The 26,096-nt window shown below is 60.3% G+C and carries 20 protein-coding genes; 10 read left to right on the top strand and 10 right to left on the bottom strand.

What is annotated here, in order from left to right; all coding sequences use genetic code 11:
* Positions 1-31: 31 nt before the first annotated feature.
* Positions 32-919: an EamA family transporter RarD gene (gene rarD / locus CX511_RS02670; protein WP_045180620.1), complete on the top strand. Its 888-nt coding sequence runs from the start codon at positions 32-34 to the stop codon at positions 917-919.
* 211 nt (positions 920-1,130) lie between these two features.
* On the opposite strand, the gene CX511_RS02665 is transcribed toward rarD, so the two are convergent.
* Positions 1,131-1,649, bottom strand: coding sequence for a glycine cleavage system transcriptional repressor (locus CX511_RS02665; protein ID WP_045180622.1), 519 nt, complete (start codon positions 1,647-1,649; stop codon positions 1,131-1,133).
* A gap of 435 nt (positions 1,650-2,084) precedes the next feature.
* Here CX511_RS02665 and CX511_RS02660 point away from each other — a divergent pair, with 435 nt between their 5' ends.
* Positions 2,085-4,262 carry a malate synthase G gene (locus tag CX511_RS02660; protein WP_045180626.1) on the top strand — a complete coding sequence of 726 codons (2,178 nt, stop codon included), beginning with the start codon at positions 2,085-2,087 and terminating at the stop codon, positions 4,260-4,262.
* A 101-nt stretch (positions 4,263-4,363) separates the two neighbouring features.
* On the opposite strand, the gene CX511_RS02655 is transcribed toward CX511_RS02660, so the two are convergent.
* The gene (locus CX511_RS02655) at positions 4,364-4,813 is read right to left on the bottom strand and encodes a response regulator (RefSeq protein WP_045180629.1); all 450 of its coding nucleotides are present in this window, start codon (positions 4,811-4,813) and stop codon (positions 4,364-4,366) included.
* Positions 4,814-5,049: 236 nt separating this feature from the next.
* Here CX511_RS02655 and CX511_RS02650 point away from each other — a divergent pair, with 236 nt between their 5' ends.
* From CX511_RS02650 to CX511_RS02615, 8 genes are all read left to right on the top strand, one after another.
* Positions 5,050-6,987 carry a DUF294 nucleotidyltransferase-like domain-containing protein gene (locus CX511_RS02650; RefSeq protein WP_045181250.1) on the top strand — a complete coding sequence of 646 codons (1,938 nt, stop codon included), beginning with the start codon at positions 5,050-5,052 and terminating at the stop codon, positions 6,985-6,987.
* Positions 6,984-7,688, top strand: coding sequence for a 3'-5' exonuclease (locus CX511_RS02645; protein WP_045180632.1), 705 nt, complete (start codon positions 6,984-6,986; stop codon positions 7,686-7,688). Before CX511_RS02650 ends, CX511_RS02645 begins: the two co-directional genes overlap by 4 nt.
* Positions 7,689-7,783: 95 nt before the next feature.
* The gene (locus CX511_RS02640; RefSeq protein WP_045180634.1) at positions 7,784-8,302 is read left to right on the top strand and encodes an RNA polymerase sigma factor; all 519 of its coding nucleotides are present in this window, start codon (positions 7,784-7,786) and stop codon (positions 8,300-8,302) included.
* Positions 8,299-9,258 (top strand): FecR domain-containing protein, encoded by a 960-nt coding sequence (locus tag CX511_RS02635; RefSeq protein ID WP_045180637.1) that lies wholly within the window; start codon positions 8,299-8,301, stop codon positions 9,256-9,258. Before CX511_RS02640 ends, CX511_RS02635 begins: the two co-directional genes overlap by 4 nt.
* A gap of 199 nt (positions 9,259-9,457) precedes the next feature.
* Complete coding sequence (locus CX511_RS02630; protein ID WP_045180641.1) at positions 9,458-11,881, top strand: TonB-dependent siderophore receptor; 2,424 nt, start codon at positions 9,458-9,460, stop codon at positions 11,879-11,881.
* A gap of 8 nt (positions 11,882-11,889) precedes the next feature.
* Entirely contained in the window at positions 11,890-13,008 is a 1,119-nt protein-coding gene (locus tag CX511_RS02625; RefSeq protein WP_045180644.1) for a PepSY-associated TM helix domain-containing protein, read from the top strand.
* Positions 13,005-13,196 (top strand): hypothetical protein, encoded by a 192-nt coding sequence (locus CX511_RS02620; RefSeq protein WP_045180647.1) that lies wholly within the window; start codon positions 13,005-13,007, stop codon positions 13,194-13,196. Before CX511_RS02625 ends, CX511_RS02620 begins: the two co-directional genes overlap by 4 nt.
* 69 nt (positions 13,197-13,265) lie before the next feature.
* Positions 13,266-16,061 (top strand): dermonecrotic toxin domain-containing protein, encoded by a 2,796-nt coding sequence (locus tag CX511_RS02615; RefSeq protein WP_101293380.1) that lies wholly within the window; start codon positions 13,266-13,268, stop codon positions 16,059-16,061.
* On the opposite strand, the gene CX511_RS02610 is transcribed toward CX511_RS02615, so the two are convergent.
* The 8 genes from CX511_RS02610 to glnE form a co-directional block, all read right to left on the bottom strand.
* Positions 16,034-17,476: a lipopolysaccharide kinase InaA family protein gene (locus CX511_RS02610; protein ID WP_101293381.1), complete on the bottom strand. Its 1,443-nt coding sequence runs from the start codon at positions 17,474-17,476 to the stop codon at positions 16,034-16,036. The genes CX511_RS02615 and CX511_RS02610 overlap by 28 nt on opposite strands.
* Complete coding sequence (locus CX511_RS02605) at positions 17,476-18,228, bottom strand: lipopolysaccharide kinase InaA family protein (RefSeq protein ID WP_045180655.1); 753 nt, start codon at positions 18,226-18,228, stop codon at positions 17,476-17,478. The genes CX511_RS02610 and CX511_RS02605 overlap by 1 nt, the downstream gene beginning before the upstream one ends.
* On the bottom strand, positions 18,225-18,959 hold the full coding sequence (locus CX511_RS02600; RefSeq protein ID WP_045180657.1) for a lipopolysaccharide kinase InaA family protein: 735 nt from the start codon (positions 18,957-18,959) through the stop codon (positions 18,225-18,227). Before CX511_RS02600 ends, CX511_RS02605 begins: the two co-directional genes overlap by 4 nt.
* Positions 18,959-19,765: a lipopolysaccharide core heptose(I) kinase RfaP gene (gene rfaP, locus CX511_RS02595; RefSeq protein WP_045180660.1), complete on the bottom strand. Its 807-nt coding sequence runs from the start codon at positions 19,763-19,765 to the stop codon at positions 18,959-18,961. Before rfaP ends, CX511_RS02600 begins: the two co-directional genes overlap by 1 nt.
* On the bottom strand, positions 19,762-20,886 hold the full coding sequence (locus CX511_RS02590) for a glycosyltransferase family 4 protein (RefSeq protein WP_045180663.1): 1,125 nt from the start codon (positions 20,884-20,886) through the stop codon (positions 19,762-19,764). The genes rfaP and CX511_RS02590 overlap by 4 nt, the downstream gene beginning before the upstream one ends.
* Positions 20,886-21,944, bottom strand: coding sequence for a lipopolysaccharide heptosyltransferase I (gene waaC, locus CX511_RS02585; RefSeq protein WP_045180666.1), 1,059 nt, complete (start codon positions 21,942-21,944; stop codon positions 20,886-20,888). The genes CX511_RS02590 and waaC overlap by 1 nt, the downstream gene beginning before the upstream one ends.
* Entirely contained in the window at positions 21,945-22,994 is a 1,050-nt protein-coding gene (gene waaF / locus CX511_RS02580) for a lipopolysaccharide heptosyltransferase II (RefSeq protein WP_101293382.1), read from the bottom strand.
* A gap of 157 nt (positions 22,995-23,151) precedes the next feature.
* Complete coding sequence (gene glnE / locus CX511_RS02575; RefSeq protein WP_101293383.1) at positions 23,152-26,088, bottom strand: bifunctional [glutamate--ammonia ligase]-adenylyl-L-tyrosine phosphorylase/[glutamate--ammonia-ligase] adenylyltransferase; 2,937 nt, start codon at positions 26,086-26,088, stop codon at positions 23,152-23,154.
* Between the last annotated feature and the right edge of the window lie 8 nt (positions 26,089-26,096).

Here is a 26,096-nt window from a genome sequence, read left to right as displayed (position 1 = left end):
TTTTAGATAGCTGCCTAAGCAAGGAATCTGCATGCACGCTGCCAACCCGCGCCGCGGGTACATTCTGGGCCTCACCGCCTACATTATCTGGGGTTTATTCCCGCTCTACTTCAAAGCGCTGCAAAGCGTTCCCTCGGTGGAGATCATTGTCCACCGTGTGCTCTGGTCGGCATTGTTCGGCTCGTTGCTGTTACTGGTCTGGAAGCACCCGGGTTGGTGGCGAGAACTGCGTGAAAACCCTAAACGCCTGGCGATCCTGGCCCTCAGCGGGTCGTTGATTGCCGGTAACTGGCTGACCTATGTCTGGTCGGTAAACAACGGGCGCATGCTCGAAGCGAGTCTTGGCTACTACATCAACCCGCTGATCAATGTGCTGCTGGGCATGATGCTGCTGGGGGAACGCCTGCGCCGCCTTCAGTGGGTTGCGGTGGGCCTGGCCGCAGTGGGTGTAGCCCAGCAGGTCTGGCAGGTGGGTAGCCTGCCGTGGGTTTCGCTGGTGCTGGCCTTGAGCTTTGGCTTCTATGGCCTGATCCGCAAACAGGCCCCGGTCGCAGCCTTGCCGGGGCTGGTAGTGGAAACCTGGATGCTGGTGCCACTGGCCATCGGCTGGCTCCTGCTAAACCCTCTGGCGGCCAGCGCCGATCCCAGCTTCTATACCAGCAGCGAAGCGCTCTGGCTGATTGCAGCAGGCCCGGTCACCCTGATACCACTGGTGTGCTTCAACGCCGCCGCTCGCCACCTGCCCTATACCACCCTGGGCTTCCTGCAGTACCTGGCACCGACGTTGGTACTGCTGCAGGCAGTGCTGCTGTTTGGTGAGCACCTGTCGAGCAGCACGCTGGTTGCCTTCATGTTTATCTGGGCCGGTCTTGCCCTCTACAGCGTCGATGCTTGGTTGAGCCTGCGTCGCCGCAGTTGATCAAAAAACATACAAAACCATGCAGGCCACGTAATTCGTGGCCTGCAGCAACCTCTCCCAAGGTTATCCACACCCTCATCCCCGCGCTTTGTGCACAAGCCACTGATTATTGGTGGTTTTTTGCTCAATTCCCGCAAAGCCACGGCCTGTATGGGCTGGCGCACGCTTCCCCCAGCTTATCCACAGGCCGGTCCCCGGCAAACCGGGATAACTATTCTTCCGGGCGCAACTTGAGTTCTACCATAAGATCGTCCGCCAGCGCCTCAAGCTTGGCTTGAAGTACATCCAGGGAAAGCGTCAGCGGCATCGCCAATAAGGCTTCGGCATGAAACAACGGCTCGCTGCTCATCGGCGCAGGGCGCACGTCAGTGGTAAAGCGCTCAAGATTGACCCCCTGCTCGGCCAGCAGCCTGGTGATGTCCCGCACGATGCCTGGGCGGTCGTTGCCCACCAGGTCCATGGCGATCGGCTTCCAGGTGCACGACGGTTCGATGCCGCTTTCAGCAATCTGCACCCGAATGTCGTGCTCATGCAAGGCGCGCAGCGCCTCAACTAGCTCATCATAGGATTCAGCCGGTACCGCTACGCGCAGGATCCCGGCAAATTGCCCGGCCATACGCGACATACGACTCTCCAACCAGTTACCGTTGTGCTCGGCAATGCACTCGGCAATGCGCTCGACCTGGCCTGCCTTGTCTGGGGCGATTACTGTCAATACGAGATGGTCCACACGCCATTCCTCTGCTGATTGCCTTCGGACGCCCAAAAAACAAGGGCGCGGAGAAAGTATAGGCAAGGCGCGGCAACCTGCCGCAGCAGGCTTTGATGACCAATCGTGTACTGTTTCAAGATTTATCTGGAACAATCTGCCACTTTTTTGAGAACATACTGTCTCCCAGCGTGACCCTCTGCGACCAATTGGTCGCAGAACGACGTATTTAGTCTAATTTTCACAACCGCAGCGCATCATGTAGTATGCCGCAGCGCGGACTACAAAACGTCGAATCGATGTCTGCCAAGGCGCCTGTGAAAATACGCCAATGCCCGCCAGCCTGTCAGGCTGGCAGCACCCAGCCGCCCATAGGGCATGTTCTGGTGCCGTGTTTAGAGAAGCGCGCAAGGCTTAAATAGAAGAGCTGAATAGCTGAGCAGAGTGAGGCAAGCAATGACTGAACACGTTCAAGTCGGTGGCCTTCAGGTCGCCAAAGTCCTGTTCGACTTCGTGAACAACGAAGCCATTCCCGGAACTGGCGTCAACGCCGAACAGTTCTGGGTGGGGGCAGAAAAGATCATCAACGACCTCGCTCCAAAGAACAAAGCACTGCTGGCCAAACGTGACGCACTGCAGGCGCAGATCGATGCCTGGCATCAGGCGCGCCAAGGCCAGGCTCACGATGCCGTGGCTTACAAAGCCTTCCTTCAGGACATCGGTTACCTGCTGCCAGAAGCTGCAGACTTCCAGGCCTCGACCCAGAACGTCGACGACGAAATTGCCCGCATGGCCGGCCCGCAACTGGTTGTACCAGTAATGAATGCGCGCTTTGCCCTGAACGCCTCCAACGCCCGCTGGGGTTCGCTGTACGATGCCCTGTACGGCACCGACGCGATCAGCGAAGCCGGTGGCGCGGAAAAAGGCAAAGGCTACAACAAGGTTCGTGGCGACAAGGTGATTGCCTTCGCCCGTGCCTTCCTCGACGAGTCCGCGCCTCTGGCTGCCGGCTCTCATGTTGACTCCACCGCTTATCACATCGAAGCCGGCAAGCTCGTGGTTGCCCTCAAGGGTGGCAGCAACAGCGGCCTGCGTGATGACACACAACTGATCGGCTACCGCGGCGACGCCTCGGCACCGACTGCGATTCTGCTCAAGCATAACGGCCTGCATTTCGAAATCCAGGTCGATGCCAGCACCCCAGTCGGTCAGACCGACCCCGCCGGGATCAAGGACGTGCTGATGGAAGCCGCCCTGACCACCATCATGGACTGCGAAGACTCGGTCGCCGCCGTTGATGCTGATGACAAGGTGGTGATCTATCGCAACTGGCTCGGCCTGATGAAGGGCGACCTGTCTGAAAGCGTCAGCAAAGGCGACCAGACGTTCACCCGGACCATGAACCCGGACCGCGAATACAGCGCACCGAACGGTGGCACTGTCACTCTGCACGGTCGCTCGCTGCTGTTCGTGCGCAACGTTGGTCACCTGATGACCATCGACGCGATCCTCGACAAAGACGGCAACGAAGTTCCTGAGGGCATCCTCGACGGCCTGATCACCAACCTTGCCGCGATCCATAACCTCAACGGCAACACCAGCCGCAAGAACAGCCGTACCGGCTCGGTGTATATCGTTAAGCCGAAGATGCACGGCCCTGAAGAAGCGGCGTTCACCAACGAGCTGTTCGGCCGCATCGAAGATGTGCTGGGCCTCAAGCGCAACACCTTGAAAGTCGGCATCATGGACGAGGAGCGCCGTACCACGGTCAACCTCAAGGCCTGTATCAAAGCCGCCAGTGAGCGCGTGGTGTTCATCAACACCGGCTTCCTCGACCGTACCGGTGATGAAATCCACACCTCCATGGAAGCCGGCGCCGTAGTACGCAAGGGCGCGATGAAAACCCAGAAGTGGATCGGCGCTTATGAGAACTCCAACGTCGATATCGGCCTGGCCACCGGTCTGCAAGGCCGTGCCCAGATCGGTAAAGGCATGTGGGCCATGCCGGACCTGATGGCCGACATGCTCGAGCAGAAGATCGCTCACCCGCTGGCTGGCGCCAACACCGCTTGGGTACCGTCGCCAACGGCCGCCGCGCTGCATGCGCTGCATTACCACAAGGTCGACGTATTTGCCCGGCAGGCCGAACTGGCCAAGCGTGCACCGGCTTCGGTGGACGACATCCTGACCATCCCGCTGGCCACCGACACCAACTGGTCGGAAGAAGAGAAACGCAACGAACTGGATAACAACGCCCAGGGCATCCTCGGCTACGTTGTGCGCTGGATCGACCAGGGCGTCGGTTGTTCGAAGGTGCCGGACATCAACGATGTCGGCCTGATGGAAGACCGTGCCACCCTGCGGATCTCCGCCCAGCTGCTGGCTAACTGGCTGCGTCACGGTATCGTCAGCGAGGCTCAGGTACTGGAAAGCCTCAAGCGCATGGCACCGGTGGTGGACAAGCAGAACGCCAACGACCCGCTGTACCGCCCGCTGGCACCAGACTTCGACACCAACATCGCCTTCCAGGCGGCGGTCGAACTGGTGGTAGAAGGCACCAAGCAGCCAAACGGCTACACCGAGCCGGTGCTGCATCGTCGTCGTCGTGAGTTCAAGGCCAAGAACGGCCTGTAACGCCCGAGGGCTGCATTGCAGCCCATCGCTGGCAAGGCCAGTTCCCACAGGGACGGTATACATCAGTCCTGTGGGAGTTGGCCTTGTCGGCGATGAGGCCCTCAGGTCAACGATATTCCCAATTCCCTGCGCACCAGCGCCATCAATTTCTCCAGATCGATCGGCTTGAGCAAAAAGTCGACGACACTCAAATGCATCGCCGTAATAGCGTCTGGCACATCGGCATCACCTGACACAATGATGATCGGCAACGCCGCTTTCTCCGACTCTCGAATCTGTCGAATCAGCTCCAGGCCATCGAATGGCTCCATGCGCAAATCAGTAATCAACAGACCAATGCCCCGGTCCCCCTTCAGGTACAGCAGCGCCCGCTCGGCATTTTCCGCCGTCACGCACTTGATGCCCTTGGCTTTCAGATAACTGGCCAATGCGTCACGCGCCAGCGGATTGTCATCCACGATCAATACCTTCTGCGGCACCGTCGCTGGCGCTGAAACCGACGCCAACGCCTCACGCTCGGCCTCACTTAGTATGTCGTCATGGTCGGGCATGGCTGTCTCATCATCTATGACCTGAAAAATGTCCGTTGAATCAAGTTCAGACTGCTTTCACGGCTCTTGCAACCCGCCTTTCGTCGGCTAATTGACACATGACGCCTGGGCTCAAGTGCCTGACGCTGTGTATAGACTTACGTCCAATGGGCACTGTGCATCCCGCGACCGACCATGAAGGTCGAAAACAACAAGGTCGATGTACACAGGTCGACACCACGATGCGGTAAATGCTCATGAGCAAAATGGACGCCTTCACCCAGGCCGGAAAGACTGCGGTTCTGCAGAATATCCAAGGGACCCTGCAGTTTCTGCAACGCTTTCCGCCGTTCAACCAGATGGAGAACGCCCACTTGGCGTTTCTCGTCGAACAGTGCCAACTGCGTTTCTATGCAGCCAATGACAGCATCATCAAACCCAGTGACGGGCCCGTCGAGCACTTCTATATCGTCAAGCAGGGACGCGTGGTCGGCGAGCGCCAACACGTGAGCCGCCCCGGCACCGAAACCACTTTCGAGATCACCAGTGGCGAGTGTTTTCCCCTCGCCGCCCTGCTCGGTGAACGAGCTACGCGTACCGAACACCGGGCTGGCGAAGACACTTTCTGTCTGCAGTTGAACAAGGCTGCCTTCATTCGCCTGTTTGCCCTCTCCGAAGTCTTTCGCGACTTTGCCCTGCGCGGCGTTAGCAGCCTGCTCGACCAGGTCAATCAGCAGGTCCAGCGCCGTGCGGTGGAAACCCTCGGCACGCAGTACTCACTCAATACCCGCCTGGGCGAATTGGCCATGCGCCACCCGGTTGTCTGCGAACCGCAAACACCGCTGCGCGAAGCCGTGGCGCTGATGCACGAGCAACAAGTCGGCAGCATCGTCATCGTCGACGCGCAACGCTTTCCAATCGGCATTTTCACCCTGCGCGACCTGCGCCAGGTGGTGGCTGATGCCAGCGCCGATTTTGCCCAGCCGATTGCCAGCCATATGACGGTTGAGCCTTTCTACCTGAGCCCCCAGGCCAGTGCGTTCGATGCCGCCATTGCCATGACTGAACGTCACATCGCCCATGTCTGCCTGGTCGAGGACAAGCGCTTGTGTGGCGTGGTTTCCGAACGCGATCTGTTCTCCCTGCAACGGGTCGACTTGGTGCACCTGGCCCGGACCATTCGCCATGCCACCCGGGTCGAAAGCCTGGTGTCGCTGCGCGGCGAGATCAGCCAACTGGTCGAGCGCATGCTGGCCCACGGTGCATCTTCAACGCAGATCACACAGATCATCACGCTCCTCAACGATCACACCGTGTGCCGGGTGATCGAGCTGGCGATTGCGGAAAAAGGCGATCCGGGCGTGCCGTTCAGCTGGCTGTGCTTTGGCAGTGAAGGGCGGCGCGAACAGACCCTGCATACGGACCAGGACAACGGCATTATTTTCGAAGCCCGCGATGCTGCTCACGCCGCCGAAATCCGCGGCCGCCTGTTACCGCTGGCGCAACACATCAACCAGGGCCTGGCGCAATGTGGCTTTACCCTGTGCAAAGGCAACATCATGGCCGGCAACCCTGAGCTGTGCCTGTCGCGTGCCGAATGGGCGCGGCGCTTCGCGGCCTTCATTCGCGAAGCCACCCCGGAGAACTTGCTGGCCTCTAGCATCTACTTTGACCTGCGCGTGGTGTGGGGCGATGAGGGCCCCTGCGAACAGTTGCGCCAAAGCATTTTGGAGCAGATAGCCGACAACCGTCTGTTTCAACGCATGATGGCCGACAACGCCTTGCGCCAGCGCCCGCCGGTCGGGCGCTTTCGTGAGTTCGTGTTAACCCGGCAAGGCAGTGACAAAGCCGGCACGCTGGACCTCAAAGTCCAAGGGCTGACGCCATTTGTCGACGGCGCCCGCCTGCTTGCCCTAGCCAATGGCATCAATACCAACAACACCCTGGAGCGCCTGCGCGAGCTGGTAACACGAGAAGTGATAGACCCCCTTGATGGCGCCGCCTATGAGGAGGCTTATCATTTCATCCAGCAGACCCGCATGCAGCAGCACCAGCTTCAGAGTCGGCAAAACCAGCCCTACTCCAACCGCGTCGATCCCGACAGCCTCAACCATCTGGATAGACGCATACTGCGCGAGTCCCTGCGCCAGGCCCAACGCCTGCAGAGCAGCTTGGCCTTGAGGTATCAGCTGTGAGTCTGTTTGCCTGGCTACGACCTCGACAGATCGAAGACCATATACGCCAACAGGCAGCGCAATTGGCTCCAGCAGCCTCGCTCAGTGAAGACACCCTACGCAAACAGCGCTGGGTGGTGCTGGACCTTGAAACCAGCGGCCTGAACACCCAGCGCGACCAGGTACTGTCCATTGGCGCGGTGGTCATCGAAGACGGCGCCATCGACTTCAGTCAACAGTTCGAACGCACCTTGTTCCAGCGCGACCACAAGTTGACTTCCAGCGTACTGATCCACGGCCTGGGGCCTAGTGCTATCGCCGCTGGCAGCGATCCGGCCGAGGCGTTGCTCGACTTGATGCGTTTTATTGGCGACAGCCCAGTGTTAGCCTTCCACGCGCCTTTCGACCAGCGCATGCTGGCTCGCGCTCTGAAAGACCACTTGGGCTATCGCCTGCAGCATCCATTCTTCGATGTTGCCGAGCTGGCGCCGCTGTTGAACCCGCAAATCACCTTGCGCGAGGCTGGGCTGGACGACTGGACAGCATGTTTCGGCCTGGAAGCCATCGAACGGCACAACGCCAGTGCCGATGCCATGGTCACAGCCGAACTGGCCCTGATTCTGTTCAGCCAGGCCCGACGCCAGCAACTGGACAGTCCGGCGCAACTTGACCAACACCTGCAGCGCTGGCGGCGTAGAAGGCAACAAAGTCACGTTTTCTAGGCCGATCCGATGAGCGTCAATTGCGTTCCACGAGCAGATTCTGCAACAATCGCGAATAATTCTCGTTAGTTAACGCATCTTTTTCGGGGAACGCCTTGTCGTCCGTACAAAGCCCACACAGTGAGCTGGTCGGTACGCTCTACCGCGACCATCGCAGCTGGCTGCTCGGCTGGCTACGGCGTAATATTGCCTGCGCCGAGCGTGCCGAAGACCTGAGCCAGGACACCTTCGTGCGCCTGCTCGGTCGCGATCAGTTGCCCGCACCGCGTGAACCTCGAGCGTTTCTCCTGGCCATCGCCAGAGGCCTGTTGTTCGATCACTTCCGCCGCACGGCACTGGAGCAGGCCTATTTGGCCGAGCTAATGTTGATCCCTGAAGCCGAACAACCCTCCCCGGAAGAACAACACCTGATTCTCGAAGACCTCAAGGCCATTGATCTGCTGTTAGGCAAGTTGTCGAGCAAGGCCCGCGCGGCCTTCCTCTACAATCGCCTGGACGGTCTGAACCATGCGCAAATCGCCGAACGCCTGGGTGTATCCGTTTCCAGAGTGCGTCAGTACCTGACCCAAGGCATGCGCCAGTGCTACATCGCCCTGTATGGCGAGCCGACATGAATAGCAAACCGGTTAGCACCCGCGTCCTTGATGCTGCAATCGCCTGGCAACTGTGCCTGGACTCAGGCAGCGGCAGCGCTGACGAGCGCGCCGAATTCGACCGCTGGCATGCCGCCAGTGAAGAGCACGCCCGGGCCTGGACGCAACTGGGCATGCTCGACCAGCGCTTCAGCGCCGCAGCCGGCCCAGCGCGCCAGGCCTTGCTGCAATCGCGCGCCGACCTGCGCCAACGCGTACGCAAACTCGGCAGTGGGGTTGCCAGCCTGGCGTTGGTGGTGGGACTGCTGAGCTGGGCCAGTGCCTATCAATCGGTAGGCTACTGGCTGGCCGATCAACGTACCGCCACGGGTGAACAGCGCAGCCTGCGCCTGACCGATGGCACACTGATCAGCCTCAACACCCATTCGGCGGTGGATATCCGCTTCGATGAGGAGCAACGTCTGATCGTCCTGCACGAAGGTGAAATCTCCATCGAGACTGGCCACAAGGATGACCGTCCTTTTGTCGTCGCCACCGAAGACGGGCGCATGCGCGCGTTGGGCACACGCTTTTTGGTCAAACTGGAAGACCAGGGCACGCGCCTGAGCGTGTTGCAGTCAGCCGTAGCCGCCAAGCCCCAAGACAGTGGCGACGAACAGATCCTGCATGAAGGCCAGCAAGTGCTGATGAGCCAGAATCAGCTCGGCCAGATTAACGGCCTGCGCTCCGGTGCCGATGCCTGGACTCGCGGGATGCTAGTGGTCGACAACGTGCGTCTTGCCGACTTGGTCGACGAGCTTAGCCGTTATCGCAGCGGCTACTTGGGGGTTGCACCGGAGGTGGCCAACTTGCGCATTACCGGCAGTTTCCCTCTAAACGATACCGACTTGGCCCTCACCTCGTTGCTACCCACCCTGCCCGTGCAGCTCGAACAGAACACCCCGTGGTGGGTGACGGTGGTGGCACGCCGCGATTAATCCTTAAGACCTATCGACAGCCATGCCGACGCCCACAGAACCAACCAATACCTTGTGGGAGCTGGCCTTGCCGGCGATTAGCCGCGCCTGCCGCAGGGACTGCAATCAAAATCTAAATTATTTTCACTAAGCCCTATCACTTTTCCAAACTCACTCGGCAAGGAAGCTAGTTAGCACTTATCCGTCGAGGAGCCGCTGCATGACCCGTGCGTTTAAAACCTTCCTGCGTCCCAGTTTGCTGGCCATGGCCATTGCCCTGTCCGCGCCGCTGGCAAGCAGTCCGTTGATCGCCGCTGAGCAGTCCGCCATGCGCAGCTACAACCTGCCTGCCGCGCCACTGTCGAACACGCTGAATCAGATCGCCAGCCAAGCTGGCATCGCCCTGACCCTCGACCCAAACCTGGCCAGCGGCCGTACTTCGGCAGCGGTCACTGGCCAATACAGTGGCGTCGGCGCTCTGCAGGCCGCCCTGCGTGGCACCGGCCTGCAACTGCAACAGAGCAGCGCGGGCACCTATACCCTGGTGGCAACCCCCGAAGGCACACTGGCCCTGCCGGAAACCAGCATCAACGCCACCGGCGACTTTGAAAGCGCCTGGGGCCCGGCCACCGGTTTCACGGCTACCCGTACGGCTGCCGGCACCAAGACCGATACGCCAATTGTCGAAATTCCGCGCTCGATGTCCGTCATCACCCGCGAGCAGCTGGATGACCGCCAGGTCCTCAACCTCAACGACGCCCTGCGCTACACCGCTGGCGTACAAAGCAGCGGCTACGCCTCCGACCCTCGCGCCGACTGGCTGCGAGTGCGCGGTTTCGACCCGACCCAGTTCCTCGATGGCCTACCGCTGCCCAAGGGCTCGTTCGCCAACCCGAAGGTTGAACCTTGGAACCTTGAGCGTATTGCCGTACTGCGCGGCCCGGCTTCGTCGGTCTACGGCCAGACGCCTCCAGGCGGTATGCTCGACATGGTCAGCCGTCGCCCACAGGAACAAAGTGCTCACGAGATCGAAACCCAGCTCGGCAGCAACAACCATCGCCAGATCAACTTCGACAGTACCGGCAAGATTGATGACGAGGGCCAGTTCCTCTACCGCGTCAGCGGCGTCGTTCGCGACAGCAGCTCGCCGACCGACCATGTTCCAGACAAGCGCTACAACATTGCGCCCAGCCTGACCTGGAACATGGATGAAGACACCAAACTGACCTTCATTACCCAGTACACCCGCGACGATACCGGTATCTCCGGGCAGTTCCTGCCGCTACAAGGCACCAAGCTGGACTCACCGGCCGGTGATATTTCCCATCATAAGAACCTGGGTGATCCGGACTGGGAGTTCTACGATCGCACCTACTACGCGCTGGGCTATGCATTCGAGCACCGAATCAACGATGTCTGGCAGTTCCGCCAGAACCTTCGCTATACCAAGAGCGATCTGTCGTTCCAGGGCGTCAACGTGGCGACCAACAATCTCGGTACCGTCCAACCTGACGGCACCGTCCCGCGTGAAACCGGCATCGTCAACGAAGACATCAGCCAGTTCGCCGTGGACAACAACTTCCAGGCCGACTTCCAGACCGGAGAATTGATCCACACCCTGTTGATCGGCCTTGATCACCAACGCTCGAACACCAACTACGAGTGGTTGTACGGTCTGCCCGCCAGCGTGCCGCCCGGTAATGTGATCAAGCCGCCCTACGGCCAGGACTTCTCCAAGGTCGACTACTTCACCATGTACGACTATGCGCAGAAGACCTACCAGACCGGTTTTTATGTGCAGGACCAGATCGCTCTGGACAACTGGCGCCTGACTCTCGGTGGTCGCGAAGACTGGGTGCACACCGGCACTACGTTTGAAAACCAGGGTGACGCCACCAGCACAGAGCGCGACAAGGCCTTCACCGGTAACGTCGGCCTGAGCTATGTATTCGACAACGGCATAACTCCCTATTTCTCCTACACCGAGTCGTTCCAACCGACCACGGGTGCAGCAGTCAACGCCACACAGTCGTTCAAGCCGACCGAAGGACGCCAATATGAAGTGGGCGTGAAGTACCAGCCGGTGGGCAGCAAGAACCTGTACACCGCTGCGGTCTACGATCTGCGCCAGGAAAACGTGAAGGTAGCTGAAGGCAACCTCACCCGTCAGGTAGGCGAGCTACAGGTACGCGGCCTCGAGCTGGAAGCCACGACTCAAGTCACCGACAACCTCAAGCTGATCGGCTCCTACAGCTACACCGACACCGAAATCCTCAAGGGAGCGGCCAACGAAGAAGGCAATCGCATGGCCCTGATTCCGCGCAACCAAGCCACCCTGTGGGCGGACTACACCTGGAATCTCGGCGTGCTGGACGGTTTCGGTATCGGCGGCGGCGTGCGCTACGTCGGCGACACCTATGGCAACACGACCAACACCGATCTTGGCCACGTTGGCTCCTACACCGTCTACGATGCCTCGGTGCATTACGACCTGGGTCGCAAGATCAACACCCTCAAGGGCCTGACAGTAGCAGTCGAAGCCAAAAACCTGTTCGACAAAGACTACCTGGCCAACTGCGACGGTTACTGGTGCTACTACGGTGACGAGCGCAACGTGGTTGCCAGCGTGAACTACAAGTTCTAAGGCAACTAATGAAAAGCCAGACCATACGCCGCTGGTCCTTCGTCCACACCTGGACCAGCCTGATCTCTACCCTGTTCCTGCTGATGCTGGCAGTGACCGGCTTGCCGCTGATCTTTCACCACGAGATCGACCACTTGCTCGGCGATGCACCGGAACTGAAGGAGATGCCTGCCGACACACCGAAACTGGACTTGCAGCAGTTGGTCCTCAAGGCCCAAGCGCACCGCCCGGGCGAGGTCATGCAGTACTTCGGCTGGGATGAGGACGACAGCAACGGGGTGATAGCGATCATGGCTGCGACCGCTGGGACGGAGCCGAACTCATCGCACACCTTCATGCTCGATGGCCGCACCGGCGAAGCGGTGGAAATGCCCTCGGCCAACGGTGGTTTCATGATGACCATGCTGCGCCTGCACGTGGACATGTTTGCCGGCTTGCCCGGCAAGTTGCTGCTGGCCTTCATGGGTTTGCTGTTTGTCGTGGCGATCATCTCCGGCGTAGTGCTTTATGCACCGTTCATGCGCCGCCTGAAGTTCGCCACGGTGCGCCATGAGAAATCACGACGTTTGCGCTGGCTCGATCTGCACAACCTGATCGGTATCGTCACCTTGACCTGGGCCCTGGTGGTTGGCGTGACCGGAGTGATCAGCGCCCTCTCGGACCTGGTCATCGCCGCCTGGCGCAACGATAGCTTGAGCGCCATGGTCGCGCCTTACCGCGATGCTCCACCATTGACCGAACTTGCCCCCGTCAGCCGGGTGCTGGATATCGCAGCCGAAGCGGCACCCGGCATGGTGCCGGACTTCATTGCCTTCCCCGGCACCCGCTTTTCCAGCGAGCATCATTACGCAGTGTTCATGAAAGGTGGAACACACCTGACCGCACACTTGCTGACACCGGTACTGATCGATGCGACGACACTGGCGGTAACCGCTGTCGGCGAGCGGCCTTGGTACATGGATGCGATGGGGTTGTCACAGCCGCTGCACTTCGGTGACTACGGTGGCCGGCCGATGCAGATCCTCTGGGCTGTGCTCGATGTGCTGACCATTATTGTACTAGGCAGCGGCCTGTACCTGTGGTGGGGCAAACAGCGACGCACTCGGGTGCAGGAGGTGGCAGCATGAGCCACCGCTCACAATCCACCCGCAAGGTCTTCGCCTGGCCGTTGCTGATCAGCCTGCTGGGGGCGGCTGGGCTGTTCGCCGCCCTCCTTGGTGATGGCTGGTGGGATGCGCTGGCCTGGCTGGGGCTGGGTATCCCCGCCGTGCTGGGCCTACGTGGACTGTTGAAGCCCAGAGCAACAGTGACATAACAGTGTACCGACTAAGCGCTCCAGCGCGGCCCTAGCATGGCCAGCTCCTTTTTCTGCAGGAGCTGGACCATGACCCCCCTTGAACGTATCGAAACCCTGGATCAGCAGATCACAGACCTGCTCAAAGACCTCCCCAGAGCGGAGCAGTCTGTGGACGGCAGCCATCAGGCGCGCCAACGCCTGCATGGCGCACTGGCGGGTTTCTGGTCGGACCCCGGCCCTGATGGTACAACGCGCAAGCAGCAGTTGCTGACACTGCACCGCGAACAACTCTTCGCTGAAGTCGACCTGCGTATTGCCGACCAAACCCTCGATGTCGATCATGCCAGGCAGATGCGTACCTGCCTGGAATTGCCACACTCCTGGCAACGGCGGCATCTGCCACAGCAGCAACGCCCACAGATTTATCGGCCGCTGCTGGAGAGCAGCCGACCGAACTGGCGCAGCTACTTGCATGGCGCGCTGGTCATCACTGTCAATGCCCCAGAAGGCAGCCTGTTAGAGCCGAGAGACACAGACGGCCAGGCGCTGCTGTGCAGCTTGTCCCATGGCATCGAGACCTATACCTCGCTCGCTGAGCTGCACACCGAACTGTGCGAACGCCTGGACGATCCACTGCAAAGCAAACCCTTGCTCCACCTGCTGAACAACGAAGAAGATGCCGAACATGGACGTCATGCCGAGCGGCTGCGCTATGACTGGTTCGCCTATGATCTGCTCGAAGAACAGATCGAGCGCCTCCTCGACACCCAGCGACAGCGCCTGAACAGCGCTTGGCTTGAAGGCCAGCACGGCCAGCTCATGGACCGCCTCAACAACGCAATAAGCCTGAAGGAAGACATTGGCGCTAAGGCTGCGCTGAAGACCCGCTATTCATTGCTTCTGGAGAAGCACTTGCCTTCATGGCTGCGCAACACCACCCGCCAAGGGCTCAGCCACATCATGCAGACCATGCAACAACTGGTACTGGCCACGGAAAGAGCGACCGCCCCCGGCATCCTCAACCTCTCCCAGTTTCAACAGCAACATAACGTGCTGGCTTGGACTCGGGAGCGTCTGCAAACACGTATCCGAAACGATCTGAATGTAGTGCTTGACCCTGAACAGGTGAGGGTCAACATCACCCACGGGCTGCAGACCGGGCCCCACCTGAACCCACTGAACCCATCAAGTTACGTCACCTGGCAAGGTACAGTGCGCGTTGGCGACGAATTGGTGCAGAGGGTCACCCAGAGCTTCCCGTTGGACATACTGGCCTTACACAACCTGCCGTGGTTCGATTTCGACTACTGGCTGACGGCGAGAGTTTCTCATGCGCAAGGAGAGGCGATTCCCGCCGAGCTCTCTCCCGACTACGTGAAAGCGCTTATCCGTGATCTGAACGTCGGTGGCAGCTACGCTGAGTTCCTCTATACCCAGTTGATCGAGTCCCGTGCAGGCCGATGGCGATTACAGGCGCATGCCGGCATCAACCGTGCACGAATGCGTGCCGAAGCAGCCAAAGCCCGCTATGCCCGTCATTTCGCCGAGGACCGGCTGGAGCGCGGTTACCGCTGGGTTAGCACGGTGCTGGACTATCCTGACAATGACTACCGCCCACCAGTAGAGGGCCACCGGATTCAGGTTCGGCAGTTACTGATCAAAGGACATACGTTACAGGGCGTACTCCTGATCAACGCTCAAGAGCAAAGTATCCCCTCGTTTGTTCTTTACACCCCTGACGCACCAGACAGGCGAGCCTGGCGCGAATTCGGCAGCGTTCGAGAGCTGCTGCGTGCTCTGCGCAGCAGTCCGAGCCTGCGCCAGTACGTTACCCAGCGCCTCCCCCTGCTCAAACCAGGCGCTATAGAGCAATTATTGACCAAGGGGCGACTCGGACCGCACTTCACCAGACCCGCCATCGCCGGCGAACTTTTCTTCGCCTACTACATGGCGGAAGTACGCAGTTTGTTGGCTATCGCCAACGCAAGCAGTCGAACGACCACCGAGGTCAATGCCCAATCGGTCATGGACAGCGCTTGGCTGATCATCGACCTGATCAGCCTGGTACTGCCCAATCGCGCCATGGTGCCGTTGTCCATTGGCCGCTTGGCCATTGATGTCTGGGATGGCCTCGACGCCTACAACCGCGAAGACTGGGAGGGTGTGCTAAGACACGCCTACAACGCACTTAGCCACGCCAATGATGCAGCGACCAGCTACGTAGGGTCAGGCTTCATGCGTCGAGCCCTACGCAGCACACCCAAGCGGCCACCATTGCCAATGCCCAGTCGCTATCAGGTCAGCACCGAGACCAGCACACTGCGCTACCGAATCGATGGCATCTATGGCGAAGGGGTGTACGAAAAGGCGTCGGCATTCGAAGGGATATCACAGTACTTCGTCCAGGATAACCATGGCCGCTTCTACAAAGTCAGCTTCGATGGCCAGCGTTGGCGCGCGATCGATCCCGACCAACCGGATGCTTACCTTCAACTCCCGCTCAAACGCCGTGAAGATGGCGACTGGGTTATCGATTCACCCGTGCTCTGGTACGAAGGCCTGCCCGACCTGGAACGTCTGCTCGATGACTGTCGCTTGGTAGACCTGCTTGAGGGGCAGCCCGTCGATGGTGGCCACGGTGTATATGAGGACGACGGCCAGTTGTACTTCCTGACCGCCGGGAAACAGCTCCCCCTACGCAGACACCTGCTCGATAATCACTACCACCTGATCATTGCCCACGCTCAGCGCGCCATGGTCGCCGCATGGGCGGTGCTACGCTGGCATGAAGGCCAATGGCGCATCAGGGTGCGCCAGGCCGGTCGCAGCAGCGACTGGCTGGCGATGCCTGCACGTTACTCCGAGATACGGGGCAGCACCTGATCCAGGCGCTGATGAAGGGCACTGCTACTCGGCCAGTTACGCAACAACCGCGCGCGGTCGCGGGCAAAGGCCGGGGCGAAGCTGAGTTGGGTAGCATGCTGGCACATGGCGTCGAGATCGATCAGTGACCACTGACCATCCTGCCAGAACAGGTTGTGGCCCTTCATGTCGCCATGGCTGATGCGCTCGTGAATCAGTTGTTTGAGCAATGCCTGCAAGGCCTGAAGCTGCGCCTCAGGCACTTCGCCGCTATCAATGTAAGGAGCGAAGCATTCGATCAGGTCCGGCCCATCGGCGTACTCGGTCACCAGGTAAGCACGACTGCGCAGGCCCATGAGCCGATGCTCCAACACCGCTAAGGGTCGCGGTGTGGCAATGCCGAGAAACTCCAGGCGGTGCCCTTCAATCCACGAATGCCAGGCCCGGCTTGGGCGCCAGAAGCGTTTGAACCAATGTGCGGTGTTCTTGATGTTATAGCGTTTGAGCACCAGTGGCCGCCCGTCTACATCAATCCGCGCAACACTGGCGGCACCACCGGTTTTATACAGGTGGCCCTGGTCGATCAATATGTCGGCCTGCTCCAGGACCGGCAGCAAGGCTGGCACTTCGGCGCGACGAATCGAGCGTAAGCCGGAGGGCCCACGCTCGACGCTGAACAACGTGCACTCACGCCCGGCCTTCTCCAGGTAATCCTTCAGGCGCCAGCTGCGCACCTTGTCGATCTGCTTCTGCAACGCTTCCAGTGGCAGGGCATGCTCGCCGTTGGCCAGCAAGTAATGCACCAGCAGCTCTTCAATGAATGGTTCCAGGCGCTTGGGCAGTTGCGCGAACAGGACGCCAAGGTTCTGCAGCACTTGTGGGCGCGACAGTGGCTTGCCCAGCGTTTCAGCCTTGATCCCGGCGCCATCAATCAGGTACAGCTGGCCGTTGTGACGCAGCAGGTTGTCCAGGTGCAGGTCTTCCTGCCACAAGCCCTTGGTGTGCATATGTCCAACGGCGGCCAGTGCTTCACCGAGCACTCGTTGCTGTTCATCGGCCAGTGGCGGTAACGCTTCGACTGCTGCCCAGGCATCCGCAAGGCTCTGAGCGCCCTCGAGGTATTCGAACAGCAACCAGCCACCCTCACCTTCGCGCAAGCCATCGGCGAGCAACAATGGCGTGGTCAACCCTTGTGCGGCCAGCAGACGCGCCCCTTCGAGTTCGCGCTGGAAGTGCCGGGAAGCACTGTTACCCACCAGCAGCTTTGCCAGCACCGGCGTACCGCGCCAGATACCGGCCCCCACATAACGCTGCCCTGGGAGCACCCGTAGCAGGCTGAGCAGTTGCAGATCGGCATCGCCAGCGGCGTCGGCCAGGCTGATAGTCAGGGGCAGATCCGGGTGTCGCCCGGCATCTTTGAGTTCGGACAAACGCATCAGCGAGCCTCTTTCTCACGGCGGCGGCGCGTCAGGCGCTGCAGCCAGGTATCGACCAACGGGCTGTCGGCAGGCTGTTCCAGATAGGCAGACAGCATCACACGTACTTCAGCTTCGCTCCAGACCAAGGCACGACGCAACAACGGCTCCAGGTCCTTGAGTCGATCTCGCATGCCCAGCAGCAGGGGTCGGGTTTTTTCCAGGTCGATCAGTTGTGCCAGCCAACCCTCACCCCGCTCCCGCAGAAAGATGTGCTTGGGGTAGAAACACCCATGCACCTGGCCGGCAGCATGCAGCGTACGCGCCAACAGGCCGCAGGCACGCAGGATCTCCTGGCGCTGGCCAATGCTCAATGTCGGCCATCGCCCAAGCAGGCCGTCCAAATCGCTCCAGTCGTCCAGGGCGCGAGTCAGCAGAATCGCCCGACGTTCGCCGTCGACTTTGCGCTCGGCGTAAAAAACCGCCTGCAGCGCCGGAATCCCCAGCTTCTGGTAACGGTTTATATTACGAAACTCACGGGCAAAGGTCGGCTCACCGAATGGCCGGTGCAAGGTGCGGGTCAGGTAGTCGCTCTGTCGCTTGAGGTAGTAGCCTTTGCCCTCCAGCTCCAGGCGGTAGACGCTGCTCCAGCCACCACGCCCGGTATTGGGCTCATCCACCGCATCAAGCTGCAGCGCCCAAAGCTGGTCGAAACCGTTCAGGCCATGGCGCTCAAGCAGTGCCAACTCCGCACTGGCGAGGAAATCAGTCATTCACGCCCCTCAAAAAACGTCACGATATGCCGGATGCGGCGCTTGTCTGCGGCATTCAGGCGCTCGCGCCCGCGATACTGCAGGTAGAAGCGCAAGCGCTGAGTGGCCGACAGGTGATACTTGGCCACTTTGTCCAGGCATGCCAGGTCCTTGGTAATCCGGTAGCGCAGCATGAACCCCCACCAGAAGTCCCCGGTCGGGCAATCGATGAAAAATAGCCTGGCCTGGTCGTCGACCAGCAGGTTGCGCCACTTCAGATCGTTATGGGTGAAGTGGTGATCATGCATGATCCGGGTGTGGCGGGCCAACTGACGGCTGATGTGATCAACCCAGCCACGATCAGTCAGGCGTATATCTTTGCGCTCGGCCAGCAACGACAGGTCTTCGGTGCGTGGCAACTCACGGGTGATCATCGCCCCGCGGCCAAAGGCCAGGCCGTTACGCTCCAAGCCCCAGGCAACCACTTCGGCAGTGGGGATATCCCACTTGGCGAATTGCTTGAGGTTCTGCCACTCGGCTTTGATCCGCGGGCGCCCCACATAGCGGCGCAAGCCTTTGCCAGCACCGGTGTAACGCTTGACGTAATAGTTGACCCCGTCACGCTGAACGCGAATAACTTCACTGAGCGGGTCGTGAGTCAGGCGCTCGCCCTTGAGGGCGAAAACCGCATCGATGCTGCCAAAATCCGTCGCCAGTGCCTGGTATCCAGACGCCAGTGTCCATCCCGCCATCAGAGCGCGTCCCCGTATCGTTGTTTACGCTCGTAGAGCTTCTGCGCCTTGCCTTCCAGCCAGCGCAGCAACACTGCTTCTTCAGCCAGGATCTGGCGCAGCGGTTGCTGGAAGTAACCGCGCAAGAAACGCAGTTTGTCGCGCGGGGTCAGGCCAATGTCCAACGCCGAGAAATACAGCGCGGCCAGGTCCTTGTTACGCCAGCGCCGGGAGATGGTCGCCCGGGTTTGCGCACGGTGCAGGTCAATAACCGACAGCTTGAAGTCATCGGCCGTTACTTCACGGTCGGTGTGCAGCAAAAAGTGGCAGATGTAACAGTCGCGGTGATTCACCCCAGCACGGTGCATCATCCCGGTCATGCGCGCCACTTCGGCAATCAGCGCATGTTTCAAAGGCGCTGGCGGTGGTTGCTTGACCCAGTCGATGCTGAAGTCTTCCAGGCTAATGGTCGGCGCCAGTTCTTCGGTAACGATAAACGAATGCTGCCCGGCTGGATTGCTGCCGCGCTCGCCATAGGCCACCGCGGTCATGGTCGGCACGCCAACTTCATGCAGGCGTTCGATCGCCTTCCATTCCTGGCCAGCGCCCAGCACTGGCAGCTTGGCGGTGAACAGGTTCTTGAAGATCTCGCCCCAGCCGATGCCGCGGTGAATCTTGACGAAATAGCCACGCCCCTCGACTTCGGTACGCAGCGTGCGACGACCTTCGAGCTCGCGGTACACCTGACCCTGCAGGCCCTCCACGGCATCGAAAGCGTCACGCCCGGCCCATAGGCGTTTGAACGGCTCGGCCAGTATCAGTTTCATTTACGCTCCGGGGCCAGAATCACATCGGCAGCATGCTCAGGCATGCTGTAGAGGTCGGCAGTATCGGCGAAAGCCAAGCCATTGCGTGCCCAGGCGCCGCGCGCGGCGCCGTCTTCGAGCATGCGTTGCAGGTACTGGTTGAGCTGCTCCTGCTCGAACGGCTCATCGAGGACCAGACCACTATCGGCTTCGGCAATGTAATGGGCGTAGCCGCAGACCGCCGAGACCAATACCGGAAGGCCGGCGACCAGTGCTTCAAGCAACACCGTGCCGGTATTTTCGTTGTAGGCCGGATGAATCAACAGGTCAGCACCAAGCAGGAAACGCGGGATATCACTGCGGCCCTTGAGGAACTGCACCTGGTCGGTCAAGCCGAGGGTCGCGCTCTGCAACTGGAATACCTTTGGGTCATCCTGACCGATGACCATCAGCCGGGTACGCTTGCGCAGTGCCGACGGCAAGGCCGCTAAGGCCTTGAGGCTACGGTCGACGCCCTTGGTCTTGAACCCGGAACCGATCTGCACCAGCAATAGCTGATCGTCCTTAAGGTCGAACTCGCGGCGAAACTGGGCGCGGATCTCGGCGGCATTAGCCGGTGCCCGGCGGTCTTGGGAGATACCCGGCGGCAGCAAATGGAAACGCTCCAGTGGCGTGCCGTAATGCTTGATGAACAGGGGTTGCTGAACCTCAGAAATCATCAAGACTTCGGTCTTGGCGTCCTTGGCAAACACTGCCCGCTCATACTCGGCAAAGTGCCGGTAGCGGCCCCAGCGCCGATACAGCGAGTTACGCAGGTTCTGCGCCTTGTCTTCAAAACAGCCGTCGGCGGCGTAGTAGACATCGAGCCCCGGCATCTTGTTGAAACCGATCAAGCGGTCGACTGGGCGCTTGGCCAGATCGGCCTCCATCCAGGCGCTGAGCTTCTCGTTGCGCCGATGGTTGAACAGCGCCTTGACCGGCGCCACCAGCACTTCGAAACCTTCAGGTACATCACCTTCCCAGATCAACGTGTAGACACGGATCTGATGGCCACGGCGCTGGCATTCCAGGGCAATACGCATGAAGTCGCGCTGCAGGCCGCCGAAGGGGAAGTATTTGTACAGCACAAAAGCCAGTTGCATTAACGAACATCCTCAGCCAGCAGCAACGCGCGCAATTGGCTCGCCACACGCTCGGGATTCAGGCGAGTGAAGCACAGTGGCCACTCGCGTTTGAGATCGAACCGGCGCTGATCATCAGCGCTCGGTTTATAAGTACATTTCTTCTGCAGGCATGGCGCGCAGGCAAAGTCGCTGGCCAGGTGTACCTGAGACTTGCCGTAAGCACCGGTCAGCCCCGGGTTGGTCGGGCCGAACAACGACAAGGTCGGCACATCCAATGCCGCCGCCAAGTGGCCAAGCCCAGTATCCACCGCAACACAGGCTTTGGCGGCGGCCAATACGCGAGCAACGCCTGCCAGATTCAATTTGGGCAGTACCTGGCAGTTGTTCAAGCCTTTGGCGATTCGCTCGGCGCGAGCCTGCTCGGTCGGGTTGCCCCACGGTAGGCGCACCTCAAGACCTTGCTGCCCCAGGCGTTCGGCCAACTGCCGCCAGTAGGCCTCAGGCCAGTGTTTGGTCGCCCAGGTAGTGCCATGCAGGAACACCACAAAGGGCGCTGCGGGGGGCAACTGCAGGCGGTTGAGGTCCAGGCCGTAGTCACCCAGGCCGGCGGGCAGGTCGTAGCCCAACGCCAGGGCAAACAGTTGGCGCACCCGTTCTACAGCGTGCTGCCCACGCTGCACCGAAAAACGTCGGTCATAAAAGCGGCTGGACAGCCCTTCACGCGCCGAATAACGGTCGAGCCCGGCCACCGGAGCCTTGACGTAACGGGTCAGCCAAGCCGATTTGACCAGGCCCTGGGCGTCGATCACCAGGTCATATTGGGTTTCCCGCAGACGCTGCTTGAACTGGCGCCATTCACCGCTCTTGAAAGTCTGCCAAAGGTTCTTGCGCCAGCGGCGGATGGCTACCGGAATAACCTTGTCCACGGCCGGATGCCAGCTAGGGATCTCGGCAAAGCCTTCCTCGACCACCCAATCGAAGCGGATACCCGGAATCGCCCGGGCCGCATCGGTCAGCGCCGGCAGCGCATGAATCACATCGCCCAGGGAAGAGGTTTTGATCAGCAATACCCGCACTTAGTCGACCTCAGCCATGACATCGATCAGCGTTGGGCCATTGAGGCGCTGCAACGCAGCCTCTACGGCCTCAGGCTCAAGCTGTCGCAGGCAGTTGTAGTGGCCAAAGCGGCAGGTGCGGTCGAAACACGGACTGCATTCCAAGCCCAGGCGAACCACTTCAACCTGATCGGCCAGCGGCGGGGTGAAGCCTGGTGAAGTCGAACCATAGACAGCCACCAGCGGACGGTTGAGCGCGGCAGCCACATGCATCAAGCCCGAATCATTGGACACTACCGCATCGCTGCATGACAGCAGATCAATGGCTTCGGCCAGCGACGTTTCGCCGCTGAGATTAGAAGCCTCTTCGCGCAGACCAGGAATAAGCCGATCACGAATCGACTCGCCCACCGCATGGTCGTTCTTTGAGCCGAACAGCCAGACTTGCCAACCCTCACGGATCTTGGCCTCGGCCACTTTGGCGTAATGCTCCGAAGGCCAGCGCTTGGCTTCGCCGAACTCAGCTCCCGGGCACAGCGCCAACACCGGACGGTCCAGGCTCAGGCCGAACTTGGCCAGTGCAGCATCACGGCTGGCGGCCTCGATCTGCAGGCTCGGGCGCGGGTAAGGCTTGGGCAGCTCGGCGCTCGCCGGGTAGGCCAGGGCCATAAAGCGCTCGATCATCAACGGGTAACGCGCCTTGTCCAGCTTGCGCACATCGTTTAGCAGGCCAAAACGCAACTCGCCGCGCCAGCCCGTGCGCTTGGGGACACCGGCGAAGAACGGCACCAACGCTGATTTCAGCGAATTGGGCAGCAAGATGGCCTGGTCATACTGACCGGCCAGGGACTTGCCGATGCGTCGACGGGTCGCCAGTTCAAGCGCGCCGTGGCCGAGCGGAAAGCTCAAGGCCTGGCGAACTTCAGGCATGCGTTCGAGGATCGGCCGGCTCCACTCAGGGGCCAGCACGTCGATCACACACGCCGGATGTTGCTGCTTCAGGCAATGGAACAGGGTTTGCGCCATTACCATGTCGCCCACCCAGCTCGGGCCAATGATCAAAATTCTCATGCTTTATCCAGAAACGATCAGGGAGGCTGCAGCCTGTCCGCAAACAGCCTGGCCTCCCCTCTTTATATTCAGGCTATATAACGACCAGTGTACGCCACTCGGGCAGTAGTGTGGTCCTGGCAGGCTTCCTGCCGCCTGATTCGCCTGGTTCAACCGCTTAGGTCAGTCCCAACTCAGCCCAGATCCGCCGCACTTCACGACGCTCCTGCGCAAACTGCGAAGCATCGATCACCCCGGCCTGCTTTTGCAGAGCCTGGCGGTGTGCCGCCGAGCGAAACGCCTTGTACACCTCCCGCAGCAGCACAGCATCACTGGCGGGCATCAGGCCGGCCTGTTCGAGCTCTTCGAGGATGCGGATGTTGTCGGTCCAACGCAGCAGTTCTGGATGGTCGTGAGACCAGGCCAAAGCGGCGTATTGCACCATAAATTCGATATCGACGATACCACCGGCATCCTGCTTGATGTCGAAGGGCACGCCAGGCTCATAGGCGTTGGCGCCGGTACCGGCCGCACTGAGCTTAGTCCCCAGGTTGTCGCGCATTTTCGCGCGCATTTCACTGACTTCAGCCTGAAGCTTGGGCAAGTCACGCGCCCGTCCAAGAATCCGTGCCCGCACCGCCTCGAACGCCGTACCCACCTTAGAGCAACCTGCGAGCACCCGTGCCCGCACCAGTGCCTGATGCTCCCAGGTCCAGGCCTCGTTCTGCTGATAACGCTCGAAGGCGCCCAGCGAACTGACCAGCAAACCCGAAGCCCCCGAAGGCCGCAGACGCATATCGACGTCGTAGAGTTGCCCGGAGTTGGTCTGGGTGGTCAACAGGTGAATGATGCGTTGACCCAGGCGGGTAAAGAACTGGGCGCTGTCGATGGGCTTGGCGCCATCGGTTTCGGCCTGGGGATCACCGTCATGGATGAACACCAGATCAAGGTCCGAGCCATGGCCAAGCTCGATGCCCCCTACCTTGCCATACCCAATAATGATGAAGCCCGGATCGCATAGGCTGCCATCACTGCGCTTGGGTTGCCCATGACGAGCTACAGTCTGGCGCCAGGCCAGGGCCAGTACTTGGTTGAGAATGGCTTCAGCCAGCCAGGTCAGGTAATCGCTGACTTTCATCAGCGGCAAATTGCCGGCAATCTCCGAGGCGGCGACGCGCAGGCTGTGGGCCAACTTGAAGTGGCGCAGCGCTTCCATCTGCTGTTCAAGGTCGTCCTCGGGGATTCGCGTCAGACGCTCGCGCAATTCAGCGGCCAGTTCCGGCGCCAGCGGTGGGCTGAACAAACGACCTTCATTCAGCAACTCATCGAGCAGCAACGGGAAGCGGGTGATCTGCTCAGCGATCCATGGGCTTGCTGCGCACAAGGTCAACAAGCGCCGCAACGCTCCAGGGTTTTCGGTCAAGAGCACCAAATAAGCCGAACGGCGGGCCACCGCTTCAACCAGTGGCAATACCCGTTCCAGCACCAGGTCCGGATCTGCATGCTCCACAGCCTGGGCCAGCAAACGTGGAATGAAGGCGTCCAGACGCTCGCGGCCTAGCCGCTGCATGGCACGCAATTGTGGGCTCGCGCGCAGCCCAGCGAGCTGTTTGAGGGCTTTTTCCGGGTCGGCGAAACCGGCATTCTGCAATTGGCGACAGGCCGCCTCCTCATTCTGAGCCTCTTCCCACAGTGGCAACCATTCGCCGCCGACGATGACTTCGCCCTCTTCGTTTTCATCTTCATCAGGATCGGCGATGACTTGCCGGAAGTGCCAGTCGATCCGCCCGCGCCAGTGCATCAGCTGGGCATGGAAGCTGGCCCAGTCGGCGAAGCCGAGCATAAAGGCGATACGCGCGCGGTCCAGCTCATCATCCGGCAACATCTGCGTCTGGCGGTCGGCAATGGCCTGGATCGCGTGCTCGGTATAACGCAGGAATTCATACCCCTCGCGCAGCTCAGCCACCACCGCAGGTGGCAGATAACCTTGGCCCTCAAGGGTCGCAAGGACCTTGAGCAAGGGGCGCTGCTGCAAGCTCAGGTCACGTCCACCATGAATAAGCTGAAAAGCCTGGGCGATGAACTCGACCTCACGAATACCACCGGCCCCCAGCTTGATGTTGTCGGCCATGCCCTTGCGCCGCACTTCCTGCTGGATCAGCTGCTTCATGGTGCGCAGCGCTTCAATGGCCGAGAAGTCCAGATAGCGCCGATAAACGAAGGGCCGCAACATATCCAGCAACTGCGCCCCAGCCACTTGATCGCCGGCCACCACCCGCGCCTTGATCATCGCGTAGCGCTCCCAATCACGACCTTGATCCTGGTAGTACTGCTCCAAGGCATTGAAGCTCAATACCAGCGCGCCAGCCGAACCGTAAGGACGCAAACGCATGTCCACGCGGAACACGAAGCCGTCGACCGTGATCGGGTCCAGAGCCTTGATCAAGCGTTGCCCGAGGCGGGTGAAGAACTCCTGATTATCCAGCGAGCGTTTGACCCCTTCGGTCTCGCCACCTTCGGGGAAGGCGAAGATCAGGTCGATGTCCGATGACAGGTTCAGCTCCACCGCTCCCAACTTACCCATGCCCAACACCACCATGTGCTGTGGCAGACCGCTGCGATGACCAATGGGCGTGCCGAACTGCTGGCAGTGGCGTGGATAGAGCCAGTTGTACGCTTGGTCGATAGACGCATCGGCCAGGTCTGACAAATCGCGACAGGTCTGCACCAGGTCCGCCTGACGATTCAGGTCTCGCCAGATGATGCGCACCTGCTGGCGACTGCGTTGGCGACGCAGGTTGCGCGCCAACTCGTCTTCGCTCTCGGCTGCCTGGGTGGCGTTTGCAATCTGCGCACACAATTCTCCCGGCGCAAAGCTGCGATCCAATTCACCGCTGGCGACCAGATCGAGCAGCATGGCCGGATCGCGCAGCGTCTGTTCGAGGACAAAATCACTGGCTGCCGTGACCCGGGCGAACTGTGCCCAACGCTCAGTTGTCCAGCTCTGCACAGTTAATGAAGGCTCTTGGGCCACTGCCGCACGAAACGATTGCTCGTTGCGGCTGACCAATGGCGTGAGAGTGGCTGGCAGTTCGGCAAGCATTGGCAGGCTCATGGTCTATC

Source organism: Pseudomonas sp. S06B 330 (assembly GCF_002845275.2).
Taxonomy (GTDB): Bacteria; Pseudomonadota; Gammaproteobacteria; order Pseudomonadales; family Pseudomonadaceae; genus Aquipseudomonas.
The sequence above is the reverse complement of the archived record's forward strand: the minus strand, read 5'-3'. Positions and strand labels throughout refer to the sequence as shown.

What these genes read in the sequence shown, in the direction of transcription:
- rarD (WP_045180620.1), top strand. Translation starts at nt 32, where the DNA reads ATGCACGCTGCCAACCCGCGCCGCGGGTACATTCTGGGCCTCACCGCC.
- CX511_RS02660 (WP_045180626.1), top strand. Translation starts at nt 2,085, where the DNA reads ATGACTGAACACGTTCAAGTCGGTGGCCTTCAGGTCGCCAAAGTCCTG.
- CX511_RS02655 (WP_045180629.1), bottom strand. Translation starts at nt 4,813, where the DNA reads ATGCCCGACCATGACGACATACTAAGTGAGGCCGAGCGTGAGGCGTTG.
- CX511_RS02650 (WP_045181250.1), top strand. Translation starts at nt 5,050, where the DNA reads ATGAGCAAAATGGACGCCTTCACCCAGGCCGGAAAGACTGCGGTTCTG.
- CX511_RS02635 (WP_045180637.1), top strand. Translation starts at nt 8,299, where the DNA reads ATGAATAGCAAACCGGTTAGCACCCGCGTCCTTGATGCTGCAATCGCC.
- CX511_RS02630 (WP_045180641.1), top strand. Translation starts at nt 9,458, where the DNA reads ATGACCCGTGCGTTTAAAACCTTCCTGCGTCCCAGTTTGCTGGCCATG.
- CX511_RS02625 (WP_045180644.1), top strand. Translation starts at nt 11,890, where the DNA reads ATGAAAAGCCAGACCATACGCCGCTGGTCCTTCGTCCACACCTGGACC.
- CX511_RS02620 (WP_045180647.1), top strand. Translation starts at nt 13,005, where the DNA reads ATGAGCCACCGCTCACAATCCACCCGCAAGGTCTTCGCCTGGCCGTTG.
- CX511_RS02615 (WP_101293380.1), top strand. Translation starts at nt 13,266, where the DNA reads ATGACCCCCCTTGAACGTATCGAAACCCTGGATCAGCAGATCACAGAC.
- CX511_RS02610 (WP_101293381.1), bottom strand. Translation starts at nt 17,476, where the DNA reads ATGCGTTTGTCCGAACTCAAAGATGCCGGGCGACACCCGGATCTGCCC.
- CX511_RS02605 (WP_045180655.1), bottom strand. Translation starts at nt 18,228, where the DNA reads ATGACTGATTTCCTCGCCAGTGCGGAGTTGGCACTGCTTGAGCGCCAT.
- CX511_RS02600 (WP_045180657.1), bottom strand. Translation starts at nt 18,959, where the DNA reads ATGGCGGGATGGACACTGGCGTCTGGATACCAGGCACTGGCGACGGAT.
- rfaP (WP_045180660.1), bottom strand. Translation starts at nt 19,765, where the DNA reads ATGAAACTGATACTGGCCGAGCCGTTCAAACGCCTATGGGCCGGGCGT.
- CX511_RS02590 (WP_045180663.1), bottom strand. Translation starts at nt 20,886, where the DNA reads ATGCAACTGGCTTTTGTGCTGTACAAATACTTCCCCTTCGGCGGCCTG.
- waaF (WP_101293382.1), bottom strand. Translation starts at nt 22,994, where the DNA reads ATGAGAATTTTGATCATTGGCCCGAGCTGGGTGGGCGACATGGTAATG.
- glnE (WP_101293383.1), bottom strand. Translation starts at nt 26,088, where the DNA reads ATGAGCCTGCCAATGCTTGCCGAACTGCCAGCCACTCTCACGCCATTG.